Here is a 2,714-nt window from a genome sequence, read left to right as displayed (position 1 = left end):
TCGTCAGCCTCGGCCACATTACCAAGGCGAAAGAGGTCTGCGTGCCAGATCTCGGTGCCCGCCGCGTCGTAGACCTGCACCAACGTAAAACTTGGCGAAGGCACATCCTCGGGCGGAAGCCCCGCGGTGCGCAGCCGTTCTTGAATAAGCGTGCGCGCGAAGTGCGTTTTTCCGGCACCAATCGGGCCTTCCAGCAACAACACATCGCCAGCATGCAGCAATGGCGCCAGCATGGTTCCAAGCCGGGCGGTCGCCTCGGCATCGGCAAGGGGCAGTGCAAGGGGGGCAAGCGGTGTCATTTCCCGAACTTAGCCAGCGGCACCGCCGCCGCAAGTGGCATCGCCAAGGCTTGTGGCCAGCCAGTCGGCAAATCGCGCGCCGTCGGGCACTTGCTGCGCGATGGCTTTGGGCAAGGGCACGGCCATTGGGCCAAGAAAGACAAGGATAATCGCAGCATCAAGCCGCGGCAGGCAATCAAGCGCGGCGGCAATTTCGCTGGCACTCGGCCCGGTGTCGTCCCTAAATGAAAGCCGCACGACACGAATTGGTGCAGCCTCGCCGGGTAGCAGCAGGTCAGCGGGTGCCAGCACCACCAGCCGGTCTGCTGGGGCCAGTGCCCGCGCGTGACGCAGTGCCTCGGCACATTCGGCGGCGGATGCCACGCGCAGTTGCACCGCAATCGCCCCGCAGCGGCGCAGATGCTCTGCAAGTGCTGTGCCGATTGCGGCCTCTGACACCTGCGTCCCTGCGATCGCCTCTGCGCTCATGCTTCTGGTTCCTGCCTCGTTGCCCCGCCCGCGGCAATCATGGCGGATTTAGACCAAGGCGCAACCGACCTGCCCGGCCTCAGACGCCGCGCGCCAGCAGCGCCAGCTCAGCCTCGCGGCGATGCACGGCGGTTGCTAGCGAAGCTGCGGTTTTGCGGGTGCCTTTTGGTGCAGCCAGTGGGGTAAAGCCAACCAGTTTAGCACCCGACGAAAGTGGCAGAAAGCGGCAGCCAAGGCGCTGGCCGCTGGCCAGCACCACCTCGCCCGACCAACTGGTGCGATCGGACGCACCAGTCGCAATCGCGCGCAACTCTGCCCACGCGGGGTTCGGCCGCGCGCGGCCCTGCCACAGTTGCAGCGAATCGCGTAGTGTCACCCGGCCGAGTGTGCCTGCGGGGTCGTCCCCCCAAAGCTCGGCATAGGCGGTGTTCGCCGTGGCAAGCTCTCCCGAAGGCAGAAACACCGCCACCGCCTCAACCATCGCATCAAGAACCGACTGGCCAAGTTCCAGCTCTGCACGGAAGCGCCGCGTCAACGAAACCTCTGCGGTTATGTCTTCGAACAAAAACGCCACCGCACCGTCCGGGTGCGGGCGGCCGGTGACGCGGTATGTCTGCCCGCCCGGCAGTGACCATGTTTCGACGTGGTGCCCTGCCGCCGCGCCCTGTTCAAGCGCGCTCATCTGCTGACGCCAGCTTCGGTAATCCTTGGGTTCAGGCATCATCCGCGCCTCGCGCAACCGGTCGAGCACGGCATAAAGCGTCGGGCGCGTTGTAAGGAAATCAGCGCCGAGTTGTGTCAGGTCGATCAGCGCGGGGTTGAATAGTTGCAACTGCCGCTGTCGGTCAAAAATCGCCATGCCAATCGGCAGATCTGCGAAGGTCTTGGTCAGTGTTTGCACGAACTCGCGCAGCGCACGTTCGGCCCGCACGGTTGCATCGGCGCAGACCGCAAAGCACTGCACACCGCCGTCCAGCGCATGGCTTTGCACATCGAACCACGCAGGCGCGTCGGTGTCTGCGCCAAGGCAGCGCCGCAGCACGTTGCCCGCCGCGACAGGTTCGAACAACCGTGGCAGGGGCCAGACCAGCGCGCCCTCGTCCGCATCGGGCGGTTCGATCCGCAAAAGATAGGCGCGGTTCGCCCAGATAACCTCGCCCGCCGCGTTTTCGCGCCAGACGAGCATGGGCGCGTGGTCGGCCACGCTGCGCAACTGCTCTACCTCGTCTTCAAGCGCGCGCTGGCTCAGCCCGTCCACCATCACGCCGCGGCCCTCTGCCTCGGGGTCGATCAGGGTCAGGCGCGCAAGGCCACCCGCAGCTTCTGCGATCAGTCGCAGCGGTGCCTCGCCAATGCCGCGCGGCCGGGACTTGACCTCGATTCGCCCGCGATCGACCAGATCCGAGAACACCGAGCTGAAATTATCGAACCTCGGGGCCAGAAACGCGGAAAGCCGCGCCCAGTCGCTATCGCCCATCGGCGCAGCCTCAAGCAGCGCGCGCGCCGGTTGCGTGGCATCGACCAGAAACTCATTGTCGAACAGAAATACCGCCGGCTCCAGCGCCAGTTCCGAAAGCGCCGCGCTCGGTGCGACCGGCGCGCGGTCATATCGCAGCGAAAGCAGCAGCAACGCGATCCAGGCAGAGCCTACCGAGGTAGCTGCAATGATCAGCGCCAGCACCCAGCCATCCAACATGTGAAAACCGCCCCTGCTTAGTCTTTCAAAGCATGGGTCGAATTGGTTAACTAGGTGTTAAGCCGACCTCGGCCCCTGTTCAGCGCGACAGGGGCCGATTTTCGCCAAGTGCGCCCTCGGGGGCAACAACACGGCCCGCAGGCCAGACAACCTCGACCACCGCACCCGAATGGCCCGGATATTCGATTCCGCGCAGCAGTGGCGCGCTGCCGTTGGCAAAGGTGATGGTCGCGCCGGTGCGTTCCAACAGC

Annotated in this window: 3 protein-coding genes; all 3 read right to left on the bottom strand. The window is 65.1% G+C overall.

All coding sequences use genetic code 11. The features are described 5' to 3' along the window. Positions 1 to 299: tRNA (adenosine(37)-N6)-threonylcarbamoyltransferase complex ATPase subunit type 1 TsaE (locus ABY403_RS15340; RefSeq protein ID WP_372841688.1), on the bottom strand; the 299-nt coding region annotated here is incomplete at its 3' end. Positions 300 to 308: 9 nt separating this feature from the next. Then, positions 309 to 767: a hypothetical protein gene (locus tag ABY403_RS15335; RefSeq protein ID WP_372841687.1), complete on the bottom strand. Its 459-nt coding sequence runs from the start codon at positions 765 to 767 to the stop codon at positions 309 to 311. Positions 768 to 846: 79 nt separating this feature from the next. Then, positions 847 to 2,463, bottom strand: coding sequence for a PAS-domain containing protein (locus tag ABY403_RS15330; protein WP_372841686.1), 1,617 nt, complete (start codon positions 2,461 to 2,463; stop codon positions 847 to 849). Positions 2,464 to 2,714 lie beyond the last annotated feature (251 nt).

Source organism: Phaeovulum sp. (genome assembly GCF_041596715.1).
Lineage (GTDB): Bacteria > Pseudomonadota > Alphaproteobacteria > Rhodobacterales > Rhodobacteraceae > UBA6213.
Note: the sequence above shows the minus strand (reverse complement) of the source record. Positions and strands in the feature narration are given on the sequence as shown.